The sequence below is a fragment of the Rhodococcus sp. IEGM 1318 genome (assembly GCF_033142465.1).
GTDB classification, from domain to species: domain Bacteria; phylum Actinomycetota; class Actinomycetes; order Mycobacteriales; family Mycobacteriaceae; genus Rhodococcus_F; species Rhodococcus_F qingshengii_B.
The window spans coordinates 785688-809589 of sequence record NZ_JAWLSC010000002.1; the positions used below are offsets into that span (position 1 = coordinate 785688).

At 61.1% G+C, this 23902-nt stretch carries 19 protein-coding genes and 1 pseudogene; 13 read left to right on the plus strand and 7 right to left on the minus strand.

Going from position 1 to position 23902, the window contains the following annotated elements:
* Positions 1-10: 10 nt before the first annotated feature.
* The 3 genes from R4P65_RS08070 to R4P65_RS08080 are packed head-to-tail and all read right to left on the minus strand — an operon-like array spanning position 11 to position 2634.
* Entirely contained in the window at positions 11-637 is a 627-nt protein-coding gene (locus R4P65_RS08070) for a TetR/AcrR family transcriptional regulator (RefSeq protein ID WP_230815984.1), read from the minus strand.
* 13 nt (positions 638-650) lie between these two features.
* Positions 651-1412, minus strand: coding sequence for a 3-hydroxyacyl-CoA dehydrogenase (locus tag R4P65_RS08075; protein ID WP_003942978.1), 762 nt, complete (start codon positions 1410-1412; stop codon positions 651-653).
* 28 nt (positions 1413-1440) lie between these two features.
* Entirely contained in the window at positions 1441-2634 is a 1194-nt protein-coding gene (locus R4P65_RS08080; protein ID WP_317826109.1) for an acetyl-CoA C-acyltransferase, read from the minus strand.
* A gap of 371 nt (positions 2635-3005) precedes the next feature.
* Between R4P65_RS08080 and lanKC the strand changes: the two genes are divergently transcribed.
* The 3 genes from lanKC to R4P65_RS08095 all read left to right on the plus strand — a co-directional run bounded on the left by lanKC (position 3006) and on the right by R4P65_RS08095 (position 8298).
* On the plus strand, positions 3006-5588 hold the full coding sequence (gene lanKC / locus R4P65_RS08085; protein WP_317826110.1) for a class III lanthionine synthetase LanKC: 2583 nt from the start codon (positions 3006-3008) through the stop codon (positions 5586-5588).
* Between the two features lie 416 nt (positions 5589-6004).
* Positions 6005-6997 (plus strand): hypothetical protein, encoded by a 993-nt coding sequence (locus R4P65_RS08090; protein WP_317826111.1) that lies wholly within the window; start codon positions 6005-6007, stop codon positions 6995-6997.
* A 62-nt stretch (positions 6998-7059) separates the two neighbouring features.
* Positions 7060-8298, plus strand: a complete 1239-nt coding sequence (locus tag R4P65_RS08095; protein ID WP_317826112.1) for an HNH endonuclease signature motif containing protein — start codon at positions 7060-7062, stop codon at positions 8296-8298.
* An 81-nt stretch (positions 8299-8379) separates the two neighbouring features.
* On the opposite strand, the gene R4P65_RS08100 is transcribed toward R4P65_RS08095, so the two are convergent.
* The gene (locus tag R4P65_RS08100) at positions 8380-9222 is read right to left on the minus strand and encodes an SDR family oxidoreductase (protein WP_411742521.1); all 843 of its coding nucleotides are present in this window, start codon (positions 9220-9222) and stop codon (positions 8380-8382) included.
* Between the two features lie 278 nt (positions 9223-9500).
* On the opposite strand from R4P65_RS08100, the gene R4P65_RS08105 reads away from it, so the two are divergent.
* The 4 genes from R4P65_RS08105 to R4P65_RS08120 all read left to right on the plus strand — a co-directional run bounded on the left by R4P65_RS08105 (position 9501) and on the right by R4P65_RS08120 (position 14143).
* On the plus strand, positions 9501-10508 hold the full coding sequence (locus tag R4P65_RS08105) for a diiron oxygenase (protein ID WP_317826114.1): 1008 nt from the start codon (positions 9501-9503) through the stop codon (positions 10506-10508).
* 33 nt (positions 10509-10541) lie between these two features.
* Positions 10542-12269, plus strand: a complete 1728-nt coding sequence (locus R4P65_RS08110; protein WP_317826115.1) for an FAD-dependent oxidoreductase — start codon at positions 10542-10544, stop codon at positions 12267-12269.
* 213 nt (positions 12270-12482) lie between these two features.
* Positions 12483-12956, plus strand: coding sequence for a Zn-ribbon domain-containing OB-fold protein (locus tag R4P65_RS08115; protein ID WP_161120541.1), 474 nt, complete (start codon positions 12483-12485; stop codon positions 12954-12956).
* Positions 12953-14143 (plus strand): lipid-transfer protein, encoded by a 1191-nt coding sequence (locus R4P65_RS08120; protein ID WP_095972326.1) that lies wholly within the window; start codon positions 12953-12955, stop codon positions 14141-14143. The genes R4P65_RS08115 and R4P65_RS08120 overlap by 4 nt, the downstream gene beginning before the upstream one ends.
* Before the next feature lie 30 nt (positions 14144-14173).
* On the opposite strand, the pseudogene R4P65_RS08125 reads toward R4P65_RS08120, so the two are convergent.
* Positions 14174-14919 (minus strand): annotated as a pseudogene (locus R4P65_RS08125) (alpha/beta hydrolase).
* Positions 14920-15008: 89 nt separating this feature from the next.
* Between R4P65_RS08125 and R4P65_RS08130 the strand changes: the two are divergent.
* Entirely contained in the window at positions 15009-15089 is an 81-nt protein-coding gene (locus R4P65_RS08130) for a helix-turn-helix transcriptional regulator (protein WP_317826144.1), read from the plus strand.
* Here R4P65_RS08130 and R4P65_RS08135 read toward each other — a convergent pair.
* Complete coding sequence (locus tag R4P65_RS08135) at positions 15074-15835, minus strand: ankyrin repeat domain-containing protein (protein WP_317826116.1); 762 nt, start codon at positions 15833-15835, stop codon at positions 15074-15076. The two genes, R4P65_RS08130 and R4P65_RS08135, sit on opposite strands and share 16 nt — an antisense overlap.
* Entirely contained in the window at positions 15832-16542 is a 711-nt protein-coding gene (locus R4P65_RS08140; RefSeq protein WP_317826117.1) for a FadR/GntR family transcriptional regulator, read from the minus strand. Before R4P65_RS08140 ends, R4P65_RS08135 begins: the two co-directional genes overlap by 4 nt.
* A 216-nt stretch (positions 16543-16758) precedes the next feature.
* Between R4P65_RS08140 and R4P65_RS08145 the strand changes: the two genes are divergently transcribed.
* From R4P65_RS08145 to R4P65_RS08165, 5 genes are all read left to right on the plus strand, one after another.
* Positions 16759-18198: an aspartate ammonia-lyase gene (locus R4P65_RS08145; protein ID WP_317826118.1), complete on the plus strand. Its 1440-nt coding sequence runs from the start codon at positions 16759-16761 to the stop codon at positions 18196-18198.
* Complete coding sequence (locus R4P65_RS08150; protein WP_317826119.1) at positions 18198-19679, plus strand: amino acid permease; 1482 nt, start codon at positions 18198-18200, stop codon at positions 19677-19679. Before R4P65_RS08145 ends, R4P65_RS08150 begins: the two co-directional genes overlap by 1 nt.
* Complete coding sequence (locus R4P65_RS08155; protein ID WP_317826120.1) at positions 19658-20617, plus strand: asparaginase; 960 nt, start codon at positions 19658-19660, stop codon at positions 20615-20617. The genes R4P65_RS08150 and R4P65_RS08155 overlap by 22 nt, the downstream gene beginning before the upstream one ends.
* A gap of 175 nt (positions 20618-20792) precedes the next feature.
* Positions 20793-23492, plus strand: a complete 2700-nt coding sequence (locus R4P65_RS08160; RefSeq protein ID WP_317826121.1) for a LuxR C-terminal-related transcriptional regulator — start codon at positions 20793-20795, stop codon at positions 23490-23492.
* Between the two features lie 14 nt (positions 23493-23506).
* A complete protein-coding gene (locus R4P65_RS08165) occupies positions 23507-23869 on the plus strand; it encodes a hypothetical protein (RefSeq protein WP_317826122.1) in 363 nt (120 codons plus the stop codon).
* Positions 23870-23902 lie beyond the last annotated feature (33 nt).

Below are 23902 nucleotides of genomic sequence, written 5' to 3' on the forward strand. Positions count from 1 at the left end.
CGAGACACTGTTACGGACGATGCCCGACCGTATGAAATGCGATGTCGACGTACTTCTGCGCCAATTGCGACGGTGACATCGGGCCACCGGTCTGAAACCAACGCGGTAGTGACTGCGCCATACCGAGTATGGCCCGGACGGTCTCTTCGGTGTCGGCGACCGAGAAATCTCCAGACGCCACACCGTCGTCGACGATCCTGCGCATGAGCAACTCGAGCCGCTTACGACTGGCGGCGTATCGGCTGCGGCTTTCCGGTGAGACATGCCGGATCTCGGTGTCCAACGCAGCATGCCGCGACCGGTGGGTCATGTAGAGCACAATCGCCTCCACCACCAACGCGAAGCGTCGTACCGGGTTTTCGCCGGCTTCCGCCTCTGCCGCTTCGGTTCTGGTATTCAGCTCACTCATCGAGATCTCGAACAGAGCGACGAGGACTGCCTCTTTGTTCGCGTGGTGATAGTAGAGCGCGGGAACGGTTACCCCGACACGATTGGCGATCTGCCGCACAGTCGTGCCGTGGTAACCGTTCTCGTCGAACAACTCGAGCGAGGCCGTCAGGATGTCGGTCATCACCAGCGGCGGGAAGGACCTCCAGTCCGCTGCCACCGAATTCACCGACCTCACCTCGCCAGTCATGTATTGGCCGAAATTACCGCGGTGCCATACGGATTGCACCGTCGAGGCGGATCGTCTCACCGTTGAGCATCGGATTGGAGACGATGTGCGCAGCAAGCGCGCCGTACTCGCTGGGATCACCCAGGCGTGAGGGGTGGGGCACCTGCTGACCCAACGATGCCTGGGCAGCTTCAGGCAGTCCTGCCAGCAACGGGGTCTTGAACAGGCCGGGTGCGATGGTGTTGACGCGGATCAGCAGCGACGCGAGGTCACGGGCGATGGGAAGCGTCATACCGACGACGCCGCCCTTCGACGCGGAGTACGCAGCCTGCCCGATCTGACCGTCGTACGCTGCGACCGAGGCGGTGTTGATGATGACGCCGCGTTCGCCGTCGATGGGTTCGGTCTTCGAAATACGTTCCGCAGCAAGACGAAGGACGTTGAAGGTGCCGATCAGGTTGACGTCGATGACCTTCTTGAACGCGTCGAGCGGGAAGGCGCCCTTCTTGCTGACCGTCTTCACTGCGTTGCCGATTCCGGCGCAGTTGACTGCCACGCGCAGGGGTCCGAGAGACTCGGCCACGTCGAGTGCAGCGGTGACCGCAGCCTCGTCGGTGACATCTGCCGCCGCGAAGCGGACCCGGTCGCCGAGTTCCTTGGCGATGGCTTCACCGTTCGACGACGGAAGGTCGATGATGACGACGCTGGCGCCGTCGGCAAGAAGGGCTTTGGTGGTGGCCAAGCCGAGGCCGGATGCTCCACCGGTGACGACGGCGACGCTGTCGTTGACGATCATGGGAGTTCCTTTCGAAAGGTTATGTTTTTCAGATACGTTCGATGATGGTGGCGTTGGCCATGCCGGCGCCCTCGCACATGGTCTGCAGACCGTAACGTCCGCCGGTGGCCTCGAGGTGGTTGACCATCGTGGTCAGCAGACGAGTACCCGAGGACCCAAGGGCATGGCCGAGAGCAATGGCGCCGCCCCACGGGTTGAGCTTTGCCGGGTCGGCGCCGAACTCGTGAGCCCAGGCGAGTGGCACGGGAGCAAATGCCTCGTTGACCTCGTACGTGTCGATTTCGTCGATACTCAGACCGGCGCGAGCGAGCACCTTGTGTGTGGCCGGGATGGGCGCGGTGAGCATGAAGATCGGGTCATCGCCCGCGACGGAGAAGGAATGGAAGCGTGCTCGCGGCGTCAACCCCAGCTTCGACGCCATTTCTTCGCTCATGATCAGTGCCGCGGACGCGCCGTCGGTGAGCGGCGACGAGTTACCGGGAGTGATCGACCACTGCGCCTCGGGGAAACGCTGCGCGTACTTCTCCGAGTAGAACGACGGCTTCAAGCCGACGAGGCCCTCTGCGGTAGTGGACGCACGAACCGTCTCGTCGACGGTGTGCGAGAAAGTCTCACCGGCAGCATCGGTCACCGAGATCGGCAGGATTTCCTTGTCGAAGAGCCCCTTCGCCGCTGCCTCCGCTGCACGCTGGTGGGACTGCGCAGCGAATGCGTCGAGAGCCTCGCGGTCGAACTTCCACTTCGCAGCGATCAACTCCGCGGAGATGCCCTGATTGACCAGTCCTTCGGGGTAGCGAGCCGCGATACCCGGACCGGAAGCGTCCTTCCCCATCGTCGTAGTGCCCATCGGGACACGACTCATCGATTCGACGCCCGCCGCGATCACGATGTCGTATGCACCGGCGATCACACCCTGCGCCGCAAAGTGCGCAGCTTGCTGACTTGATCCGCACTGGCGATCGATCGTGGTGGCGGGTACCGACTCGGGGAATCCTGCCGAGAGGACCGCGCTGCGGGTTATGTTGAGAGCCTGCTCACCGGCCTGCCCGACACAACCGCCGATTACGTCGTCCACCAGGGCGGGGTCGAGGCCGTTTCGCGAGGTGATGGAACGCAGAACGTGGGCCATCAGTTCGACGGGGTGCGTCCCGGACAGTGCTCCGCCCGGCTTCCCCTTACCGGACGCGATCCGGACTACATCGACGATCACTGCCTTGGTCATCTTCGTTCCCTTCGAGGACGTGCATTGCTGGGGCGGTCCGGCACCCGAGTTTCGTGGCGCCGGGCACCGGACCGAAATCGAGGGCGTACCTGACTTAGCGCTCGCTAAAGAACTACCACCGACGTGACCCGCGCGTCAAGAGGAACCGTCAGGCTTCGAAGCAAGTGCTGACCAACGATGGTTCGCGCGATCAGCAACCTCGCCAGGCCCCAAGCCATCCGTTAGTACTTTCGAATGATAGGTTTTCAATCTTCGCCCGAAATGTCCGGAATCGGATAACCTTCCGCCACAAGCAATCCAAGCCACATGGGGATTCGGGACGTGGCACCAATCGATGACAAACCGCAGGGGGACTGACCGGGAGGTTGAGCGTGGACCTGCGATACGTTGCCTTCACACGTGCCGACTCGCATTTCTACGACCGAATCAGAACTGCCACTCGACCTGAAACACCGACTGATCAGCACTTTGTCCCTGCAAAGTCTGTGGAGTGGTCACTCTGGCGGCGAGGTCCCCAAAGCGGGCCGTGGAACTACTTCCAACCGCCCGACGGTCTGCTGCCAGAACAAGGATGGAAGATTCACTGCTCCGCTACCCAAGCCAATGCACAGGAACTGCTCGATACTGTTTCCGCGTATTGCGGCCACAATCTGGTGCCGTTCAAATTTCTTCGGACGGCGACAGACCTCATGTTGTCCAACAGCAAGCAGGCCAATCGAACTTCCAGCGGAAAATTCATCACGATCTATCCGCCGGATGGTGTTGCCACACAACGTGTCATCACCGAACTGGACAGGCTTGTCGCGGGTGCCGACGGGCCCTACATCCTCAGCGATGTGCGCTGGAACCGTGGACCGCTCTACCTTCGATACGGCGCGTACCTGCCCATGCAGACCTACGATTCGTTCGGCGATCGTGTCCCGGCAATCCGGCGTCCTGACGGATCGCTCGAGCCAGATCTGCGCGGCACTTCCTTCAGAACTCCCGACTGGGTACAAATCCCGGACTTTGTTCGTGCGCAACAAGACAAACTCAAATCACCAGGTGAGTTCCCCTTCTCGATTCGAGAAGCCCTGCACTTCAGCAATAGTGGAGGAATCTACTCTGCGTTCGACAGCAGCGGCGTCAATCTGGTCATCAAAGAAGGCAGACCCTTCACCGCCCCGGACGCCAACGGCCGGTACGCAATCGACCGCATCCGCAACGAGTACGACAAGTTGACACACCTCGCCGACAACCCGTACTCACCTTCTGCCATCAGCTTGTTCGAGCGCGAGGGACACCACTTCCTTGTCACCTCGCGCGCTCCCGGCACTCCCCTGAATCAGGAAATTGCGCTCCGCTACCCACTGATACGTGCGGACCAGACACTCGGTTCCCGAACGGATTACAGAACCTGGGCGCTCGATATTGCACAACAGCTGACCACCGCGGTCGAGAGCTTCCACAACGCCGGAATCGTTCATGCCGATCTTCACCCTGGCAACGTCATGTGCTCACCGTCTGGTATTCGGATCATCGACTTCGAGATGGCCCATAACATCGACGCGCATCCGCCCCGGTCCACCGGAGCCCCCGGATACACCGCGCCGCAACAGTTGACAGGAATCGAGGCGGATCGATACTCCTTGGGATGCATCGAGCTGGGACTCTTTGTCCCACTTACTACATTGTTCCCTCTCGATTGCAACAAGATTCCCGAACTCATCGCCTATGCGGTGTCTCGATTCGATCTTCCTCATGCCTTCCGTGCCTCGCTCTACTCGATGCTCGACGTACAGCCGCCGGAACCGGAGGAACGCCCACATCGTTGGGACACGTCGTCGAGGGAATCTTTGCAACGTACGACCGCTCTACTGCGCTGCGGCATCCTCGCCTCGCTTGATCTCTCCCGCTCTGATCGACTCTTTCCCGGCGACATCGCCCAGTTCGAACTGAACGGCTACGGCATTGCTCACGGCTCTTGCGGAAACCTGCTCGCCGATGATCTTCCCACCGACACCTTGGAGTCAGTTCTGGAATGGACTGAACACCAGGTTGATTCGGATGCGCCACCACAGTTCGGCTTCTTCGACGGGCTCGCGGGTGCGGTGCACACCTTTCGGCAACTCGGACGACACTCGACTGCCGACAGATGGGTCGAGACTTTATGCAGAGCCCCACTCGACGAGCTCGACTCCAGCCTCTTCAGCGGCCTTTCCGGAATCGGTTGCCTTCTGCTCGAGGAATCGGCTTCACGACCGACGGTGTCACCTGCTCTCGCTGTCGTGGCCGAGACTCTGCGCGAACGAATTTCAGCTGCTTGCTTGCATGTCCGCGACACCGACGGAACACCTTGGGCAGTGGCCGGCCGAGGTGGGCTGATGCGGGGACCGAGCGGACAAGCGCTGTTCTGGACTCGCCACTACGAACTGAGCGGTGACCCTCGATCGCTGGAACATGCACGCCAGCTCGTCGACATCGATCTGTCTGTGATGCAGATCTGCCCTGACGGGTCGATGCAGCTGAGAGAGGAGCGCCGGACGATGCCGTATCTCGGATCGGGATCCGTCGGTGTGGGCCTAGTGCTTCTACAGCTTCTGCGCCATGTCGACGAACCGCGCTACGCGGCTGCGGTGCGTGCGATATCCCGCTCCACCACAGTCGAATTCACCGCTCAAGCTGGGCTGCTCAACGGTCGAGCTGGATTGATTCTCTTTCTGGTCCAGCTCTCCACGACCCCCTATGCCGACGCCGATTGCGGAAGCACATTGGCCCAACAGTTACAGCTTCTGGGTTTGCACTCCGTCAATCATCAAGGAAGCCTGCACTTTCCAGGTGAGCAGAACTTGAGACTCTCGACAGATTGGGCAACCGGATCTGCAGGAATACTGGCATTGCTCCGACATACCGGCTCGGCAACTGCCCGACAGCCGTTTCCACTGATGTGTGCGTCGAACTGCCACATCTCCTAATTGTTCGGAAGTTATCACCACCGGGAGATTGGAGCACAGAAGTATCAGGCCAAGAACCTGAAATTAGATCAGTACCGCAAGAAAATTCGATCGATCAAATCCATCGGTAAGAACCGATCAACAAAGGAAATAACAATGGACGCTATTCTCTCCCTTCAAGATCTGTCAGTCGCCGCCGGCAACGTCGGAGATGCCGGCCAACTTGATCAGAACGCGGCAATCAGTTCGCTCAGCTTCTTCTGCTGAGCTCGGGCCGATACCTCGGATCAAATCCGGGGTATCGGCTTTCGAAATCCGTGCATATCACCAAACGAACAGTATTGTCTGATCATGAGACGCATCAACACATCACCGAGTCGCGTACGCCGATGATCTACGCGACCTGGCGACAATGCCGAGGGCAGATCGTATGGTCATTGGCGGTGATATTCCTCCTGATCCTGACCGCCGCAATTTCAGGATGGTTCGTTCAGCGTTCAGGCAAGAGTTGGGTTTTCGGAGATATCTGCTCACGCTGGTACGACGGAGGTGGCGGTTGCCGCGCCGACACCGCTCTCACCTTGACGACGCTTCTCGTACTTCTACTACCGTTCGTCTCAGGAATGCTGGTCGGCGTCACTACATTCTCGAGAGATTTCGAGCAGGGGCCCGAGAATCTCGATCTTCGGGAATCCACCAGCCTTGTTCGGTGGTATTTCTTGCGGATCCTGGTGGTCTTCGTGCCGGTCACGCTTGCGATGACACTCCTGGGTTTGGTGCTCGGCTGGACCCATTCGCTGGGTCGGGGAGCAACCGCAACAGATGAAATGACCTCGTTCTCCTTGATGGAGTTCCCCAATTTTCACACGACGGGAATCGTCCTCGGCGCCTACACCTTTGTCGCCATGGTCACCGGCAGCGCGGCCGCATTGCTCGTACGCAACACCGTCGTCGCAATGGTCACGACTCTTCTCGTGTTCTTCATCCTGCCCGTCGCACTGAGCGCGATGGTCCGCGAGCATTACACGGCTCCCGACATCGACGTCCAACCCATCGACGGACTGGCCCGTGCAGCGGAATACGCACCGTCGCCGTATCAAAATCTCGACTCGAGATGGGTCATCGGTGCCGGCTTCGCCGATACGGACGGCAACATCATCGACGCCGACTACTCAATGTGCTGGGGCTCAGACAATTCCGATCGCCAGCAGCAAGACCTCGAAATCGACAACTGCCTTCGAGAACAGGGAATCGATCACCATGCCGTGGTCTATCACCCGCAGAGCCGGTACTGGCATTTTCAGTTCATCGAGACTGCCGTGATGCTGTTGTGCTCCGGGTTGATGATGGCGCTCGCACTCGTCGGCGCACATGGACTGCGTCGGCAACCCGCCGAGAACCGAATGTCCGAAATGCCGAAATCGGTTTAACAGCAGCAATTTTTGATCAATTTGTTCTTGCGTTCGAATCTGTGTTCGAATATGATTGCCGCATGGACAGCCGGGATGCATGGCAGCTGGATGGTGAGGACCTCAAGAGCGAGGTTCTGGATCTGGTGCGTGTCCGGCACGAGTTGCAGTCGCGGATGGTGCTGCTGATCGTGGAGATGTTTTCCCGGGAGACTTTGGTCGGGAAGGGTTTTCGGGTGATCGCGCAGTGGTTGCATGGTTCGACGAATTTGGAGATCGGTGAGTGCAGCCTGTTGGTCGGGTTGGCACGGTTGTTGATGCTCGAACCTGTTGTCGGGGATGCATTTCACCGCGGGGATGTGGATGCGTTGAAGGCTCGTCAGGTGGCGTCGTTTTGTCAGCACCCGCCGAAGAACATGACGCCGGCGGATGTGGACAAGGCCCGCGGGATCTTGCTTGATCTGGCATCGAAGAACATTGCGGATTGTGATGCGGTGCGGGCGGCGATCCGGAGGATCGAGAAGCAGTACGGCAACCGTGCGGACGGCGTTCCGGTGGGTGAGGATTCGGAGCGCAACGAGTTCTATGCCTCGAAAGGCTTGTACGGGCGCGTGTCGGTGAAGGGTGATCTGGACGCGGTGAACGGGGCGCGTCTGATCACGTTGTTGTCGAGTCTGTCGGCTCCGACACCGGAGAAGGACGGCGTCAAAGACACCCGCACGCCGGCATTGCGGCGGGCCGACGGGTTTTGTGAACTACTGCGGCGGTACGAGCGGGCAGGGTTGGGTCCGATCGAGGGTGGGGTGAAACCGCACATCACTGTCACAGCCAGCGCCAAAGACATGACCGATATGCAGGCTTTGAAGGACTTGCTGCCGTCGACCGAGGAGTTGGGGTTCGCGTGGACGGATTGGGTGGGCCCGATCAGCATCGACACCGCCCGGATGCTGGCGTGCGACTGCACGGTCACCCGGATCCTGTTGGATGAGAATGGTGTTCCGCTCGACTGCGGCAAGGAAGCGAGAACGGCGACGGTTCCGCAAAGGCGAGCGTTGGCGGTGCGTGATGGTGGGTGTGCGTTCCCGGGGTGCGGGACTCCGTCGGGGTGGTGCGATGCTCACCATATCGTTCACTGGAGTGACGGTGGCCCAACGGATCTCGACAACCTGATCTTGTTGTGTGGTCATCATCATCGGACACTGCACCACACCGAATGGCGGGTCGAGATCGGCCCCGATCGAAAGACGGTGTTCTACCCGCCGATGTCCGTTGACCCGAATCAGCACCCGATCGGCGGGAACAGCCCACCCACAGCAGCCTGAACCGCGACAACTGAATACATGAGCACCGGGGACGAACCATGCCCCGGCGCTGACGCGCGTTTTTGGTCAAATCCCAGCCCCTCAGATCCCGGCCCTTCGCACGAGAGCGTCGGTGGCAGAAGGGGAAACAACGTCGATTGCCCGGAGAAGTCCCGCGTACCGCGGATATATCTCGGCGGGGCGAGTGTTGATCGCCCGCAAGATCCACGACGCAGCTTGATCGGCTGTCAGCGCCGGCTGGCTCACGTAGTCAGCCGTCGGCGCGATCATCGGTGTTCGTATGAGCGGGAATTGCACTGTCGTGACATCGACACCGGTGCCGTGACACTCCGCTCCGAGGCTTCGACCGAAGGCACTGAGAGCAGACTTCGACGCGTGATAGGCGCTGAACCTGGGCATCACCCCGGCAGTAACTCCCCAGGTTCCGACGTTGATGATGTGTCCGGACTTCGCCTCGAGCATTGCGGGCAGCAGACGCAACGTCAGTCGTGTAGGTCCGAAGTAGTTCAGTGCCATGGTGCGCTCGTAGTCGTGGAATCGGTCCACCGAATCCAACGCACTACGCCGGATCGAGCGACCCGCATTGTTGACGAGGATGTCGATCGACCCGAATCGATCCGCAATCGTCTCCGCGAGTTCGTCGACGGCTTCCCCGCGGGAGAGGTCCGCAGGCACGATGTGCGCCCATCCGCCCCTGCGGTGGATCTCGTCGCGTACGTGTTCGAGGTTTTCCTCACCGCGCGCAACCAGGATCATCTCGGCCCCTCGGCGGGCCAAGAGATGAGCAGTCGCCTCACCGATCCCCGAGGAAGCTCCTGTCAGAACGATCGTCTTGTCGGAGAGCGTGACGCCACGCGACGGAACAAGTGAGCGCAGACGCGTCGGCGGACTCAATGCAAGATTGCTGAGAATCGATCTGATCACGTCGGCCTCGGTTCGATCTTCGCGTGCGATTCGGTGCGAACCCGTCCCTGAACAGCCCACTTCGGACGCACCCGCGGAAATTACTCAAAAGTAAGTTATGGCGCCGTTTCGGCCGTGTCAAGAATTCGTCGAGATTCAGGAGTATCTGCCACTAGCTTTTCCTGATACCTCGGGTTACATTAAACCCAGACCGAGTGCCAGCGATCACACAACCGGCCCTCGATTCCACCGAATACCGCGAGAAACACCAGCGGTGACCGAAACGAAGAGGAGACGCCATGACGCTCACATCGCCGCTCGACAAGCGCGCAGAAGCATCCGACGACTCGTACAACGAGACGCTTCGACTCCTGTCCGAGGGCTCGGTGCACAAGCACTTCGACCCGTACCTCGACATCGACTGGGATTCCCCCGAGTTCGCCGTCGTCCCCAACGATCGCCGCTGGATCCTGCCGGCCGAGACAGACCCGCTGGGTGCACACCCCTGGTACCAGGCGCAGTCCGAGGCCAAGCAGATCGAAATCGGTATGTGGCGCCAGGCCAACGTCGCGAAGGTCGGTCTCCAGTTCGAGAACATCCTGATCCGCGGCATGATGCAGTACGTCTTCACGCTGCCCAACGATTCGGCCGAGGCGCGCTACTGCACGCACGAGTCCGTCGAAGAGTGCAACCACACGATGATGTTCCAGGAGATGGTCAACCGCATCGGTGCCGACGCTCCCGGCATGAGCCGTCCGATGAAGATGCTTGCACCCTTCATCCCCCTTGCTGCGGGTCCGTTCCCCGAACTGTTCTTCGTCGGTGTCCTCGCCGGTGAAGAGCCGATCGACCACATTCAGAAGAGCATCCTGCGCGCCGGCGGCCAGATCCACCCGATCATGCAGTCGGTCATGGCTATCCACGTAGCCGAGGAAGCACGTCACATCTCGTTCGCGCACAAGCTTCTGAGTCGTCGCATCCCGCTGATGTCACGCCCGAACCGGTTTGTCCTCTCGCTGCTGTTCCCGATCGTCATGCGCATTCTCTGCGACGCCATCGTCATCCCGCCGAAGTCCTTCTGGAAGCAGTTCGACATCCCGAAGTCCGTGAAGAAGGACCTGTTCTGGGATCTGCCCGAATCGCGTCAGACCCTGCGCAACTACTTCGGCGACGTCCGCATGCTGGCCACCGACACCGGCCTGATGAACCGTGCCTCGCGCTTGGTGTGGAAGGCCTGCAAGATGGACGGCCGCGCATCACGCTTCCGTAGCGAACCCCACCGCAGCTCGCACAACGCCGCCGCGTAGCTCCCGGACAGTCGAGATCGGACTCATAGCGCCATGCCACACGTAGTCACGCAGTCCTGTTGCAGCGACGCCTCGTGCGTCTACGCCTGCCCGGTCAACTGCATCCATCCGACGCCGGACGAGCCGGACTTCCTCACCGCCGAGATGCTGCACATCGATCCGCAGGCCTGCGTCGACTGCGGGGCATGTGTCTCGGCCTGCCCGGTCGACGCCATCGTCCCCGAATCGAAGCTGACCGACCCGCAGCGAGTCTTCCTGTCCATCAACGCGGATTTCTACAAGGAAGAGCGGCCCCGGCCGCTTCTCGCCAAGGTCATCCCGGCAGCTCACGTCGACAAGGGCCGACCGCCGTTGCGCGTAGCGATCGTCGGTTCCGGCCCGTCCGCAATGTATGCAGCGGACGAGTTGCTGACGCAGCCCGACGTGCAGGTCAACGTCTTCGATCGCCTTCCTGTGCCTTACGGCTTGGTTCGCGCCGGCGTTGCTCCGGACCATCAGAAGACCAAGCAGGTCACCCGCTTGTTCGACAAGATCGCCGCGCAAAAGGGTTTCGAGTTCTATCTCAACGTCGAGATCGGCAAGCACATCTCGCACAGCGAACTGCTCGAAAATCACCATGCGGTGCTCTACGCAGTCGGCGCTTCGTCCGACCGTGGTCTCGGCATTCCCGGTGCTGATCTGCCCGGCACGGCCTCGGCCACCGACTTCGTGGCCTGGTACAACGGCCACCCCGATCACGCCGACGACGTCTTCGACCTCTCGCATCGCCGCGCGGTCATCATCGGAAACGGAAACGTCGCCCTCGACGTCGCTCGTATCCTGACGGCCGATCCCGAGAAGTTGGCGGGTACCGACATCTCCGCTCACGCACTCGCCGCTCTGCGGAAGAGTCGCGTCGAAGAAGTTGTCATCGTGGGTCGACGCGGAATCGCGCAGTCCGCGTTCACAGTCCCCGAGTTCACCGGCCTGATGGCACTGCCGGACATCGAACTGTCCGTCGGACCCGACGACATGGTTCTCGACTCGGCCACCGAAGAACTGGCAAAACGCGGCGAGCTTCCGCATGCCGTCGAGCAGAAATTGCGTCTCCTCGAAGCCCTGAAGAACCGCGATCACGTCGACGTCGGCAACAAGCGCATCACGTTGCGCTACCTGCTCACGCCGACGTCGATCACCGGCGACGATCATGTCAGTGGAATCGAGTTCGCTCGCAACGCCCTTGTCGACGCCAACGGAACCGTGCAGATCGAGGCGACCGGCGATACCGAGACCATCGATGCCGGTTTGGTCCTCACCTCGATCGGCTACCGCGGAGTGCCCATCACCGGCGTCCCGTTCGACGAGCGTGGTTCGGTCATTCCGAACGAGCACGGCCGCGTCCTCGAGGCTCCGAACGGTGATCCCGCCACCGGCGTCTACGCGACCGGTTGGATCAAGCGCGGACCGAGTGGGTTCATCGGCACCAACAAGTCCTGCGCGCAGGAAACGATCAGGATGCTCGTCGACGACTTCAACGACGGACGCCTGACCAATCCGGTCGCCGACGACTCCGCAGTCGATCGTCTGGTCCGGGCGCGACAGTCCGACGTAGTCGACCGCGAGGGCTGGCACGCCATCGACAAGGCGGAACTGGAACGCGGCGCTGCGCACGACCGTGTCCGCGAAAAGGTTCTGGACCAGGTCGAAATCACCTCCATTCTCGACGCTGCGGCCCGGGTGAAACCGACGCGTCGATTCGGTCGACCCGTTCGCGCTCGCTGATCCGCTACCGGTAAACAGCTGCTTTCACGCACACGGCCCCGCCTGCAGACTCGTCTGCCCGGCGGGGCTGTCTGCGTTCCGGCAGCGTCCCACTCAGCGAAAATATATGCCCGTCAGCGGCCAAAATCGTGTAATACTGCAACCTGTTCCAGTAAGCGGCACAGCGAGCTCACGATCCCCCCGGATCAGGCTCGCCAACCAGATGAGGATTGCATGAGCGAGACTGCAACGCCGGCGCCGAACGGGAGTGTGACACCTGCAGTAGAGGGTTGGTTCACCACCGGCGACGAACCTGCTCTGATCGGCACGAAGTGCCAATCCTGCGGCACCATTTCCTTCCCTCGTGAGGCGACGTTCTGCAAGAACCCGAGCTGCTTCAGCGAGGAGTTCGACGACGTGGAACTCTCCCGCCGCGGCACTGTCTGGTCGTACACCGACGCGCAGTACCAGCCCCCGCCGCCGTACATCCCGCGCTCGGATCCGTACGAGCCTTTTGCTCTCGCCGCAGTCGAACTGCCCGAGGGCATCGTCATCCTCGGGCAGGTGGCCGACGGATTCGGCGTCGACGATCTCAAGGTCGGCAATACCGTCGAATTGGTTGTCGAGCCGCTGTACACGGACGAAACCGGAGTACGTACGACGTGGCGCTGGAAGCCTGTCGCCGCCGATCAGGAGTCGCAGTCATGAGCAAAGACGTCGCAGTACTCGGTGTGGGCATGCATCCGTGGGGCAAGTGGGGACAGTCGTTCGTGAAGTACGGCGTTGCCGCCGCTCGCGCCGCGCTCGCCGATTCGGGCGTTGACTGGCAGGACGTCGACTTCATCGTCGGTGGTGAGACCGTCCGCAATGGTTACGGCGGATACGTCGCCGGAGCCACCTTCGCGCAGGCACTCGGCTGGAACGGCGCTCGCGTCGCCACGTCGTACGCCGCGTGTGCGACTGGAGCCCAGGCACTCGATACCGCACGCGCCCGAATCCTGGCCGGTCTCAGTGAGGTTGCGCTGGTTGTCGGTGCCGACACCACGCCCAAGGGCTTCCTCGCTCCCGTTGCCGGTGAGCGTTGGGACGACCCGGACTGGCTGCGCTTCCGCCTCATGGGTATGACCAACCCAGCCTACTTCGCGCTCAACGCGCGTCGTCGCATCGACCTCTACGGCGCCACCGCGGAGGACTTCGCCAACGTGAAGGTCAAGAACGCCAAGCACGGGCTCAATAATCCGAATGCGCGCTACCGCAAGGAAGTCACCGTCGAGAACGTGTTGGCCTCCCCCGTGGTGTCCAATCCTTTGCATTTGCTCGACATCTGCGCGACGTCCGACGGCGGCGCCGCAATCTTGCTGACGTCGATGGAATACGCCCGCAAGATGGGCATCGCGGAACCTGTTCGCATCAAGGCTATTTCGACGGTCACGCCGACGTTCCCGCAGACGATCATGGATATGCCGAACTTCTCCACCGATTCCAGCTCCGCCGTCCCGGCTCCGGAGCGCACGTTCAAGGAATCCATCGGCTACGCCGCGTACGAGGAAGCCGGGATCTCTCCCGAGGACGTCGACGTCGCCGAAGTCTACGACCTCGCTACCTCCGTGGAACTGGACTGGATCGAAGACCTCGCGCTGTGCAAGCGCGGCGAGGCCGAGCACCTTCTACGTGCGGGTGACACCAGCATCGGTGGCCGCATCCCGGTCAATCCGTCCGGCGGACTCGCGTGCTTCGGCGAAGCCGTTCCCGCACAGGCACTTGCGCAGGTCTGCGAGCTCACCTGGCAGCTTCGTGGACAGGCCGAAGGCCGCCAGGTCGAAGGTGCTCGCATCGGAATCACCGCCAACCAGGGCCTGTTCGGCCACGGCTCCTCGGTGATCGTTTCCGCCTGACCCTGTTCTTCTCTCGTGGCGGTCGCTCACTCAACCGTGAGCGGCCGCCACGATCACGTCTGCCACTGCCCCTGGCTGTGAAACCAGCGATGCATGTGACGTCGGTAGTTCGCTCGTGTTCGCTCCCATCCGGTTTGCCATGAACCGCTGCGCCGTCGCGGGGATCACTCGGTCCTCACCGGCGACCAGATACCAGCTCGGTGTGTTCGCCCACGACGGAGGCCCGCCGAGCTCGAGGTTCGCCCACAAAGCCGCAGACTTCTGATGCGCCAACATCGTTGCCGCTGTCTCGTCGGAAACGTCCGGAGCGAAGACGGAATGGAAATACTCGTCCGTGACATCGCCGTCGACATTCTTACCGCCGATCGCGTGAGGATCGTCCACGATCTTCAATCCCAGAGCCGGCGGCAGCAATTGGCTGCCCGGGAATCGGATCGGATCGATCGTGATCTGTACCGGTTCTCCCTGAACCGGAGCAACCGCCGCGATGTACGAGTGGCCTACGAGCACGACGGGTCCGTCGATGTCCGCAACCGTCTTCTCGATCACGGACGCATCGTAAGCCGGCCCACGCAGAGGATTGTCCGGCACCACGACTCGATAGCCGCGCGAGCGTAAGTCGGCGGCGACGCCGTCCCAACTGGTCGCGTCGGCAAAGGCGCCGTGAACCAGAACGACAGTTGGCTTGCCACCGCGGCGCCAGAGCCGAAGATCAGTCCGGCCGCGACTGTCACGAGCATTGCCAGAACTGCTGTGAATACACGTGAGATCTTCATGCGTTTCCTTCGCTCTCGTCGAAAAGCGAGAAACTGCGGTAAGCCTGGACATGCCCGTTTCGATCCTGGAAACACCGGGTGCGACGGACATGAGTGTCCGCCACTTCAGCCGACGCTTTCGGCAGGCCTACGGAGTCAGCCCGACTCGTTGGCGTCAGCTCCGCGATTGAAGCAGCGCCACAACGTCTGCCTGACCACGACTTTCGGCATTGTCCAACGCGGTCTTTCCCGACGCATCCCGGATCGAGGGATCTGCCCCAGCGTCGAGGAGCTGGGTGATCACATCGACATAGCGCGCGGATCCGTCACCGTACACAACAGCTTCGAGTAGGGCAGTCCACCCTGGATCATTGACGTGATTGACCGGGACCCCGGCAGCGATCAGCATCCGGACCGTCTCGACATGCGCGTGTTCACTCGCGGGAATCAGAGCCGTACCGCCGTAACGGTTCACGCTGTCGACGTCCGCGCCGTGGGTGAGCGTGAGCGCCAGAACCTCGTTCAATCCCTCAGCTCCGGAATACAGGAAGGCCGAATCCTGCATGGAGTCCTTCGCATTCACGTCTGCCCCGGCAAGAATCAACGTCGACGCCGCGGCGACGGCGTTGTTCTTGGTGGCCTCGACGAGCGGAGTGCGTTCGCCTCCGCCGCGAGCTTCGATGTTCGCGCCGGCATCCAGGGCAGCGGTGATCGCTGCCGGGTCATTGCGGTCTACAGCGTCGAAGAGGGCGCGTTCTGATTCCGGCGTCGATGGTGACAAGGCACTCGTAGGCGGTGCGGCTGCCGTGGTAGTCACAGACGACGCGGTAGTCGGTGCCACCGAGGTGTCGGACGAACTGCAACCCGCCAACGCTCCGGTCACTGATACCGCGAAGATTGCGCAGGCGAGGACAGACCTACGCGGCCGCGCCGTCACAGCGGATCACTTTCTTGGACAAGAGTTTCAAGCGTCATCCTGACGGCGTCCAGATGTTCGGCCATCGCCCTGGAGGCGTGGTCGTAACTCCCGGATGCGATTCCTTCGACTATTCGTTCGTGTTCCTTGTTCGACTTTTCCTGGCGACCGGCAACAAGATTGAGTGTCTCGGATTGCCTTGTCAACGCTTCACGGATATCGACGATTACCGACTCGAAGACCCGATTTCTACTGGCTTTTGCAATCAGTCCGTGAAATTGCGCATCGAGTGCAACCCATACGAGCGGGTCATCTTCCTCACGCATCTGTTGAACCAGTCCGCGGAGGGCCGCCAGTTCCTCCACTGTGTGTCGTTGGGCAGCCCATCCTGCGGCCGGAATTTCGACATGAGGCCGCGCTTCGACCAATTCGTTGGCCGCATAACTGCCGAAGTCGAGGTCTCGCGCTATCGAGTCGCTGACGACGAAGGTGCCGAGCCCGGATTTTGTCTCAGTGAGCCCGAGAGCATGGCACGAGCGCAGGGCTTCACGGATGACCGATCGACTGACCCCGTGTCTTTCGGCCAGGGACGCCTCGGACGGGAGCCGCTCTCCGACTGCCAGTTCTCCGGAGGTTATTGCGGCACGGAGGTCTGCGAGAACTGCCTCGGCAGCACTCACCCGCGCGGCGACGGGTCGCCTGGTGGCCCAGCTGTCTGACAGGTTCATGCCGTCATTGTCGCGACTGCCGAAGTCCCGCGTCAAACATCGCACCTGGTGAAGGGTTGACGTGCCTGAGTGAGCGAGGTAACAATGACACCTGTCAGACAGCCTGATAGCCCGATAGCTGGGCGGGTCTACTACATGTCCGTCAGCGCTGCGATCCCGAAATACACCCACCGCGCAGAGTGATGCTTGCGCGAAGAGACACGAGGAATTGATCAAGTGCTCGAAACGCGAACAGAACACGATCTACTCGGCGATCGCGAAGTTCCAGCCGATTCGTACTGGGGTATCCACACCTTGCGCGCAATGGAGAACTTCCCGATCACTGGTCGAACAATCGCCACGAACCCGCATCTGATCCGCGGCATCGCTTACGTCAAGTGGGCCGCAGCCAGCGCAAACGAGAAGCTGGGCATCCTCGACCGCCCGCGCGCCGAGGCCATCTCACAGGCATGCAAGGAAATCGTGGACGGTCGGTGGCACGAACAGTTCGTGGTGGACGTCATCCAAGGTGGCGCCGGAACGTCGACGAACATGAATGCCAACGAGGTCATCGCCAATCGCGCGTTGGAAATCCTCGGCCACCAGCGCGGCGACTACGAACGACTTCACCCCAATGAGCACGTGAACCTGAGCCAATCGACCAACGACGTCTACCCCACGGCCGTAAATATCTCCACGATCTTCGCGATCGAGGACCTGCTGGATGCACTTCATGTACTTCAGAATGCGTTCACGACCAAATCTCTCCAGTTCGCCGACACAGTGAAGATGGGACGCACCCAACTGCAGGACGCCGTGCCGATGACTCTGGGTCAGGAGTTCGGCACCTACGCGGTCATGATTGAGGAGGACCGGGCGCGTCTGGCTGAGGCCGCTCTACTCGTTCACGAGATCAACCTCGGCGCCACTGCTATCGGCACTGGCCTCAACGCACCTGCCGGCTACGCCGAGGTGGCCTGTTCCGACCTGGGCGCGTTGACCGGACTGCCGCTGGTGTTGGCAACTGATCTGGTCGAAGCGACCCAAGACGTGGGCCAGTTCGTCCACCTCTCCGGCGTACTCAAGCGGGTCGCTGTGAAGTTGTCCAAGGTGTGCAACGATCTTCGGCTCCTCTCCTCTGGTCCTCGAGCAGGATTGAACGAGATCAATCTTCCACCGGTGCAGGCAGGTTCGTCGATCATGCCGGGCAAGGTCAATCCGGTCATTCCCGAAGTCCTCAATCAGGTCGCGTACGAAGTCATCGGCAACGACGTGACGATCACGATGGCTGCGGAATCCGGGCAGCTCCAACTCAACGCCTTCGAGCCGATCATCGTGCACTCACTGTCCGAAGGAATGCGACACCTCGGCGCGGCTTGCCGCATTCTGGCGGACCGGTGCGTACTCGGCATCACGGCCAACACCGAACTGCTGCGCGCGCGAGTCGAAGACTCCATCGGCCTCGTCACCGCGCTCAACCCCTACATCGGATATACCGCGTCCACTCGGATCGCCCAGGAGGCGTTGATTTCCGGGCGCCGCGTCGCCGATCTCGTAATCGAAGCCGGCCTGCTCGACCGCGAGGAACTCGATCGGTTGCTCAGCCCCGAACATCTCGCCAACCTCCGCGTTTCGGGCGAGAAGTCTCATGCTACCGCCGTTGCGGAGGAGGTTTGATGACCGTCGAACGAGAAGAGGCACCTCACGCCGTAGTTGCCACTGAAGAGGATCTCGGATATCAGAAGGCGCTCGGCCCCAGACAGATTCAGATGATAGCGATCGGTGGTGCGATCGGAACCGGCCTTTTCATGGGTGCAGGAGGGCGACTACAACAGGCGGGCCCGGCCTTGGTTCTCGTGTACGCGCTGTGCGGGTTCTTCGCGTTCCTGATCCTGAGGGCACTCGGCGAACTGGTGATGCACCGACCGACTTCCGGATCCTTCGTTTCCTACGCACGTGAATTCTTCGGCGAAAAGATGGCTTTCGCTGCGGGTTGGCTGTACTGGATGAACTGGGCAATGACTGCCGTGGTCGATGTCACGGCTGTGGCGTTGTACATGAACTTCTTCAAAAAGTACTGGGCGCCACTGGGGCACATCGATCAGTGGATGTTCGCTCTGATCGCGGTGGTACTGGTTCTCGGACTGAATCTGGTGTCCGTGAAAGTCTTCGGCGAGCTGGAGTTCTGGTTCGCGTTGATCAAGGTCGTGGCGTTGACCGCGTTCCTCGGGTTCGGTGTCTATTTCGTACTCTTCGGCACGCCCATCGAAGGGCATTCCTCCGGATTCAGCCTGATCGCCGACAACGGTGGGCTGTTCCCCAACGGAATACTGCCGGCAGTCGTCGTGATTCAGGGCGTCGTGTTCGCTTACGCTTCAATTGAACTCGTGGGAACCACGGCAGGAGAGACCGAAAATCCCCGGAAGGTGATACCCAAGGCGATCAACACAGTGATCATTCGGATCCTCGTCTTCTACGTGGGATCGGTTCTACTGCTCTCGCTGTTGCTCCCGTACACGGAGTACCACGCCGGTGAAAGTCCATTCGTCACATTCTTCGGTTCGATCAACATCCAAGGCGCGGATGCGATCATGAATCTGGTCGTTCTCACGGCAGCCTTGTCTTCCCTCAACGCCGGATTGTATTCGACCGGACGAATACTCCATTCGATGGCGATGGCAGGCTCGGCGCCTGCCTTCGCTGCCAAAATGAACAAAGCTGGAGTGCCGTACGGGGGAATCGCACTCACCGGTGTAGTCATCCTGTTCGGCGTCGGGCTCAATGCTGTTGTCCCAGCGCAAGCCTTCGAAATAGTCCTCAATCTTGCGGCCCTCGGCATCATCAGTGCGTGGGCGGTAATAGTGTTGTGCCAGTTGAAGCTCTGGCAACTTGCGAAACAAGGCAAAGTCACTCGCCCTCCATTCCGCATATTCGGCGCACCGTACACAGGGATCGCGACACTGATCTTTCTTGCGGTCGTTATCGTGTTGATGGCATTCGACAACCCTGTTGGAACGTGGACCGTCGGATCCATCGCGATCATCGCACCGCTGTTGATGATTGGTTGGTACGGCGCCAGGAATCGTGTAAGCGCGTTGGCCATCTATCCCCCGCAGCATGACGTGAAAGGACCACAGTGTCGAAAGTCGCAGTTGTGACTACCGGAGGCACCATCGCCAGCACCCGGGATGCGCAGGGAATCAGCCGGCCCGCAATCACCGGTGCAGATCTGCTCGGCAATGAGCAGACCGACATCGAGCTTCGGGTCGTGGACGTGATGTCGAAGGACAGTTCCAGCATGACCTTCGCGGATATGGATCGTGTTCGCGATGCCGTAGCCGATGAATTGAAGGATCCCGGACTCGACTCGGTGGTCGTGCTTCACGGCACCGACACGATGGAGGAAACTGCGTTCTTGTTGGACCTGCACCACGACGATCAACGCCCGGTGGTCTTCACCGGGGCGCAGCGCACGTTCGACCATCCCGAATCCGACGCTCGTTCGAATCTCGCCGCGGCGATCTCAGCCGGGCTGGACATCTCGTCACACGGGCGTGGTGTCCTCATCGCATTCGGCGGTTCGGTCCATCCGGCCGCAGGTACAAGAAAGGCCGATACGACGGCACTCGATGCCTTCCGCTCCGTGCACGACCCGGCCCTGCTGCGCACTCCCGAACCATTGCCGTGGCATCCGATTTCTGACACCCGCGTCGACATCATCGCCGTGTATCCCGGGGCAGATCGCGTTCAGATCGACGCTTGCGTGCACGCCGGGGCGCTGGGACTTGTTCTCGACGGACTCGGTTCGGGAAATGCCAATCCGACGATCGTCGAGGCCGTCCGAGACTGCGTAGACGCTCACATTCCGGTAGCCGTGACAACTCGGGTGCCCTCGGGGCCAATCTCCCCGGTTTACGGCGGCGGCGGTGGCGGCCACGACTTGATCGCCGCAGGCGCTGTATTTTCCACCGATCTTCGGGCCGGGCAGGCACGTGTACTTCTGGCAGCCTTGTTGTCAGATCCGGATCTCGTGGGCCTGGAAAAGGTATTCGACCGATATTCGAGGTTTGCTCGCACCCCGCCGTCCGGGCGGTAGAACTGGCAACGCCGTTCGTAGTTCGAAACTCACTCCACTAAATCAGGGACTTTGGTCCGAATTTCTTACTTGGGCGCTTATTAGGTGTCCGAATTGGGTAGTTCTGCATCATCTAACTCGTTCAAAATTTCGATCCAGCGGTCGCGTCCAGTGGAGCCAGTCGAACAGGAGTCGGATGAGCAGCCCATTTCGTGATGCCGCTGCAGTGACACTCGACGCGTCGCAGCGCGGTGAGCGTGCGCGCGTGCCCGGCGCTCCGATCAACGGTCGCTTTCACCCGCCGTCGGCCGTCAAAGGACTGGTCCCGCGTCCGCGCCTGCACCGCAAACTCACCGCGTCCACCGCTGCCGATGGCGTCGGCCCTGGACCCGTGGGATTGCTGTCCGCCCCTGCCGGTGCCGGGAAGACCTTGCTGCTGGCCGATTGGGCGCGCGAGTATTCTCGAGCTTCCCCCGATGCGGACCTGGCGTGGTTGACTCTCGCCGAGCGCGACAACAACGTGTCGGTGCTGTGTGAATCCCTGGCCGAAGCAATCGCCACGCCTATCGATCCGACCGTCCGGGGGCTTCCCGCGCAAACGGGATCCAGGCGACCGGTGGAGCAATGGCTCGCGCACTTCGCCGAAACTCTCGAAACGCACGGTCGTCGAACGACGCTGATCCTCGACGACGTTCACACACTTCACGATCCGCTGTCGATCAGTCTTCTCGATCGGATACTCACACACACCCCAGGCAATCTGTCGATCATCGTCGCCGCACGATACGAACCACCCCTCACGTGGCATCGTTTGGCTCTGGACGGTCGACTCACTCGCTTCGCATCCACCGATCTCGCGTTCGACCGCTCCGAGATCACTACGATGTTCAGTGAATACGACATCATGTTGGGCGAAGACGAGTTGGCAATCGTCGAAGACTTCACCAAGGGGTGGGGCGCTGTTGTTCGCCTCACCGCAGCGTTTCTGGCTGGCCGCAGTGACATCGCCGACGCGCTGGACGAATTCACGCACACACCACGGCCGATCGCCGATTTCCTGGTCGACGAGGTGCTGACGTCCTTACCCGAACCCATCACCTCGTTCATGCTGCGGACATCGATAGTCGATTCGTTCTCCGCCCAACTGGCGGAAACTCTGACCGACTCGAACGCACGATCCGAGATCGACTCTCTGATTCAGTTCAACTTCCCGGTGACCCGTACCGATTCGGCCGACCACACAACGTGGTTCAGCTATCACCCGATGTTGCGTGAACATCTTCGGGCAGAGTTCCGTCGCGTCGATCACGACGAGAGGAATCGCGCACACGTGCGCGCAGCAACCTGGTACGAAAGCCATCATCTCGAACTCGAGGCGCTCGAACTCGAGGTATCGATCGGCGACCCGTGCCGTATTCTCGCGTTTCTCGAACGCTGCGGGCTGGGACTCGTACTCGACGGTCACAGCGGTGACGTCGTGCGAGTCCTCGAATCCGCGCCGACGCAGGTCTCGGAATCCCCGATCACCCGACTGATTCTGGCAGCGGCCGCCCTCCATTCCGGTGACGTGACCTCCGCGATGACATGTCTCGACCTTCTCGAGGCAACTCATCCCCCCATTGCAGACGATCCGTTGTTCCTGGCGATGAGCCTGGAAATCTCCTGCGTTTCGGCAACTTCCGATAACCAACCATTGGTGTCACGCCTGCAGCGACGCCCGAACAGCACCCACTCCGACGTCGAGGCCTATGTGCACCTCGAATTGGCGACGGCGCACTTGCTCCGGCGCGAGTTCGAAAGGGCGACTGTCGAGTACACCCAGGCCGCCGCCCTCGGGGCACTACGGGTCCGGTCGCGATTCGTCCTGAAGTCACTGACCGGATTGGGGTATGTCGCTTCCCTCAGCGGCGACATCGTGGCGATGAGGGCGCATTCCACCTACGCTCTCGACTACGCGATCGAACACCGAATCACGACGACAGCGGAGTACGAGTTGTCAGCGTCGGTGGTCGCCTTCGCGGCGTACCTGTGCGCCACGGGTGATCTTCCGTACCGCATCCCCACCATCGGAAACTATCGGAGCACAGACGTTCTCGGCGCCAGCGCGCCAGTGTTCGGCTGGCATACCGTCGTGACCTTCGGGCTTCACAGCCTCGACGACGCGGCCGACCGACGGTCGACTGCCGCCGACATTCGCGACGCCATGCTCAGTGCGATCGGACTACGCACCTTCGCGTTGGCGACCCTCGCTCTCCTACCGCCCGTCGTCAACGCTTGTTTGTCGGTCGGCGAAGTGGAATGGGCCGGCCGACTCGTACGCGATGCGGCCGATCGGTTCGGCGAGACCTCCGAGATACACCTCGCACGAGGTGCCGTCGCGTTCTCTGCCAACAAGTTCGCAGAAGCCCTCGCCGAAGTCTCCGAAGCTCTCGCATCCTCCGCAGAGCCGCTGCTTGCGCATCACATCTACGCATGGACGCTCGAGGCCGGGATCCACGCCGCAACAGGTCACGAACGCAAGTCTTTTCGCTCTCTTCACAAAGCTCTCCACGCCGCAGAAACCGGTGGCCTCCTGCGCCCCTTCCTCGACCACGGCACAGCCCTGCGGCCGGTATTCGACGATTTCAGTGGACATTTCGGAGATCAGGAAGTTTTTGCCGAACAGGTACGCAATCGAATACGCCCACAAGAGCTGGTGAGTGCGCCGATCCTCACCCCGGGCGAGCACACCGTGCTACGCGAACTGGCTTCGGGAGACACCACGGAGTCCATCGCCGACACGCTGTTCCTCTCCGTCAACACGATCAAGACGCACCTTCGCGGGATCTATCGCAAGTTGGAGGTGAGCAACCGACGCGACGCGCTCAAGGCTGCGCGACGCGGCGGCCTCATCTGAGCAAGACTGCTTCCATGCTCCCGAAGCTGCACTCCGATTCGCGCGATCGCTTGATGGTGTGGGCCAGACGCACACCGAGCAGGCGCCTGGCGACCGATGCAACCGTCGACGTTTTCGAAGTCGGCCTCGTCGACAGCGCCATGACTCTGGCAGCCCAAGCCTTCACGTCCTTGCTCCCGGTCATGATCGCGGCGTCCACCCTGGAGAAACTGAAGCCATTGGCCGCCGCCGCCAAGGACGACCTAGGAGTCCAACTACCCGACGCCCAAATCACCAACACCTCCACTGCGGCCGCGTTCGGAATCGTCGGTTTGCTCATGCTGCTGATCAGTTGGGACTGTTTCTTAATCGGTGTTTCGGCCCCAGACGCTGAGTGAATGCTCAGCGAGGGAGGTGCCGTGATGACGACA

Bases quoted from the DNA above. Each gene is read 5' to 3' on its own strand.
- R4P65_RS08070 (WP_230815984.1), bottom strand. From the start codon at position 637: ATGACTGGCGAGGTGAGGTCGGTGAATTCGGTGGCAGCGGACTGGAGG.
- R4P65_RS08075 (WP_003942978.1), bottom strand. From the start codon at position 1,412: ATGATCGTCAACGACAGCGTCGCCGTCGTCACCGGTGGAGCATCCGGC.
- R4P65_RS08080 (WP_317826109.1), bottom strand. From the start codon at position 2,634: ATGACCAAGGCAGTGATCGTCGATGTAGTCCGGATCGCGTCCGGTAAG.
- R4P65_RS08095 (WP_317826112.1), top strand. From the start codon at position 7,060: ATGGACAGCCGGGATGCATGGCAGCTGGATGGTGAGGACCTCAAGAGC.
- R4P65_RS08105 (WP_317826114.1), top strand. From the start codon at position 9,501: ATGACGCTCACATCGCCGCTCGACAAGCGCGCAGAAGCATCCGACGAC.
- R4P65_RS08110 (WP_317826115.1), top strand. From the start codon at position 10,542: ATGCCACACGTAGTCACGCAGTCCTGTTGCAGCGACGCCTCGTGCGTC.
- R4P65_RS08115 (WP_161120541.1), top strand. From the start codon at position 12,483: ATGAGCGAGACTGCAACGCCGGCGCCGAACGGGAGTGTGACACCTGCA.
- R4P65_RS08120 (WP_095972326.1), top strand. From the start codon at position 12,953: ATGAGCAAAGACGTCGCAGTACTCGGTGTGGGCATGCATCCGTGGGGC.
- R4P65_RS08130 (WP_317826144.1), top strand. From the start codon at position 15,009: ATGAGTGTCCGCCACTTCAGCCGACGCTTTCGGCAGGCCTACGGAGTC.
- R4P65_RS08140 (WP_317826117.1), bottom strand. From the start codon at position 16,542: ATGAACCTGTCAGACAGCTGGGCCACCAGGCGACCCGTCGCCGCGCGG.
- R4P65_RS08150 (WP_317826119.1), top strand. From the start codon at position 18,198: ATGACCGTCGAACGAGAAGAGGCACCTCACGCCGTAGTTGCCACTGAA.
- R4P65_RS08160 (WP_317826121.1), top strand. From the start codon at position 20,793: ATGAGCAGCCCATTTCGTGATGCCGCTGCAGTGACACTCGACGCGTCG.
- R4P65_RS08165 (WP_317826122.1), top strand. From the start codon at position 23,507: ATGCTCCCGAAGCTGCACTCCGATTCGCGCGATCGCTTGATGGTGTGG.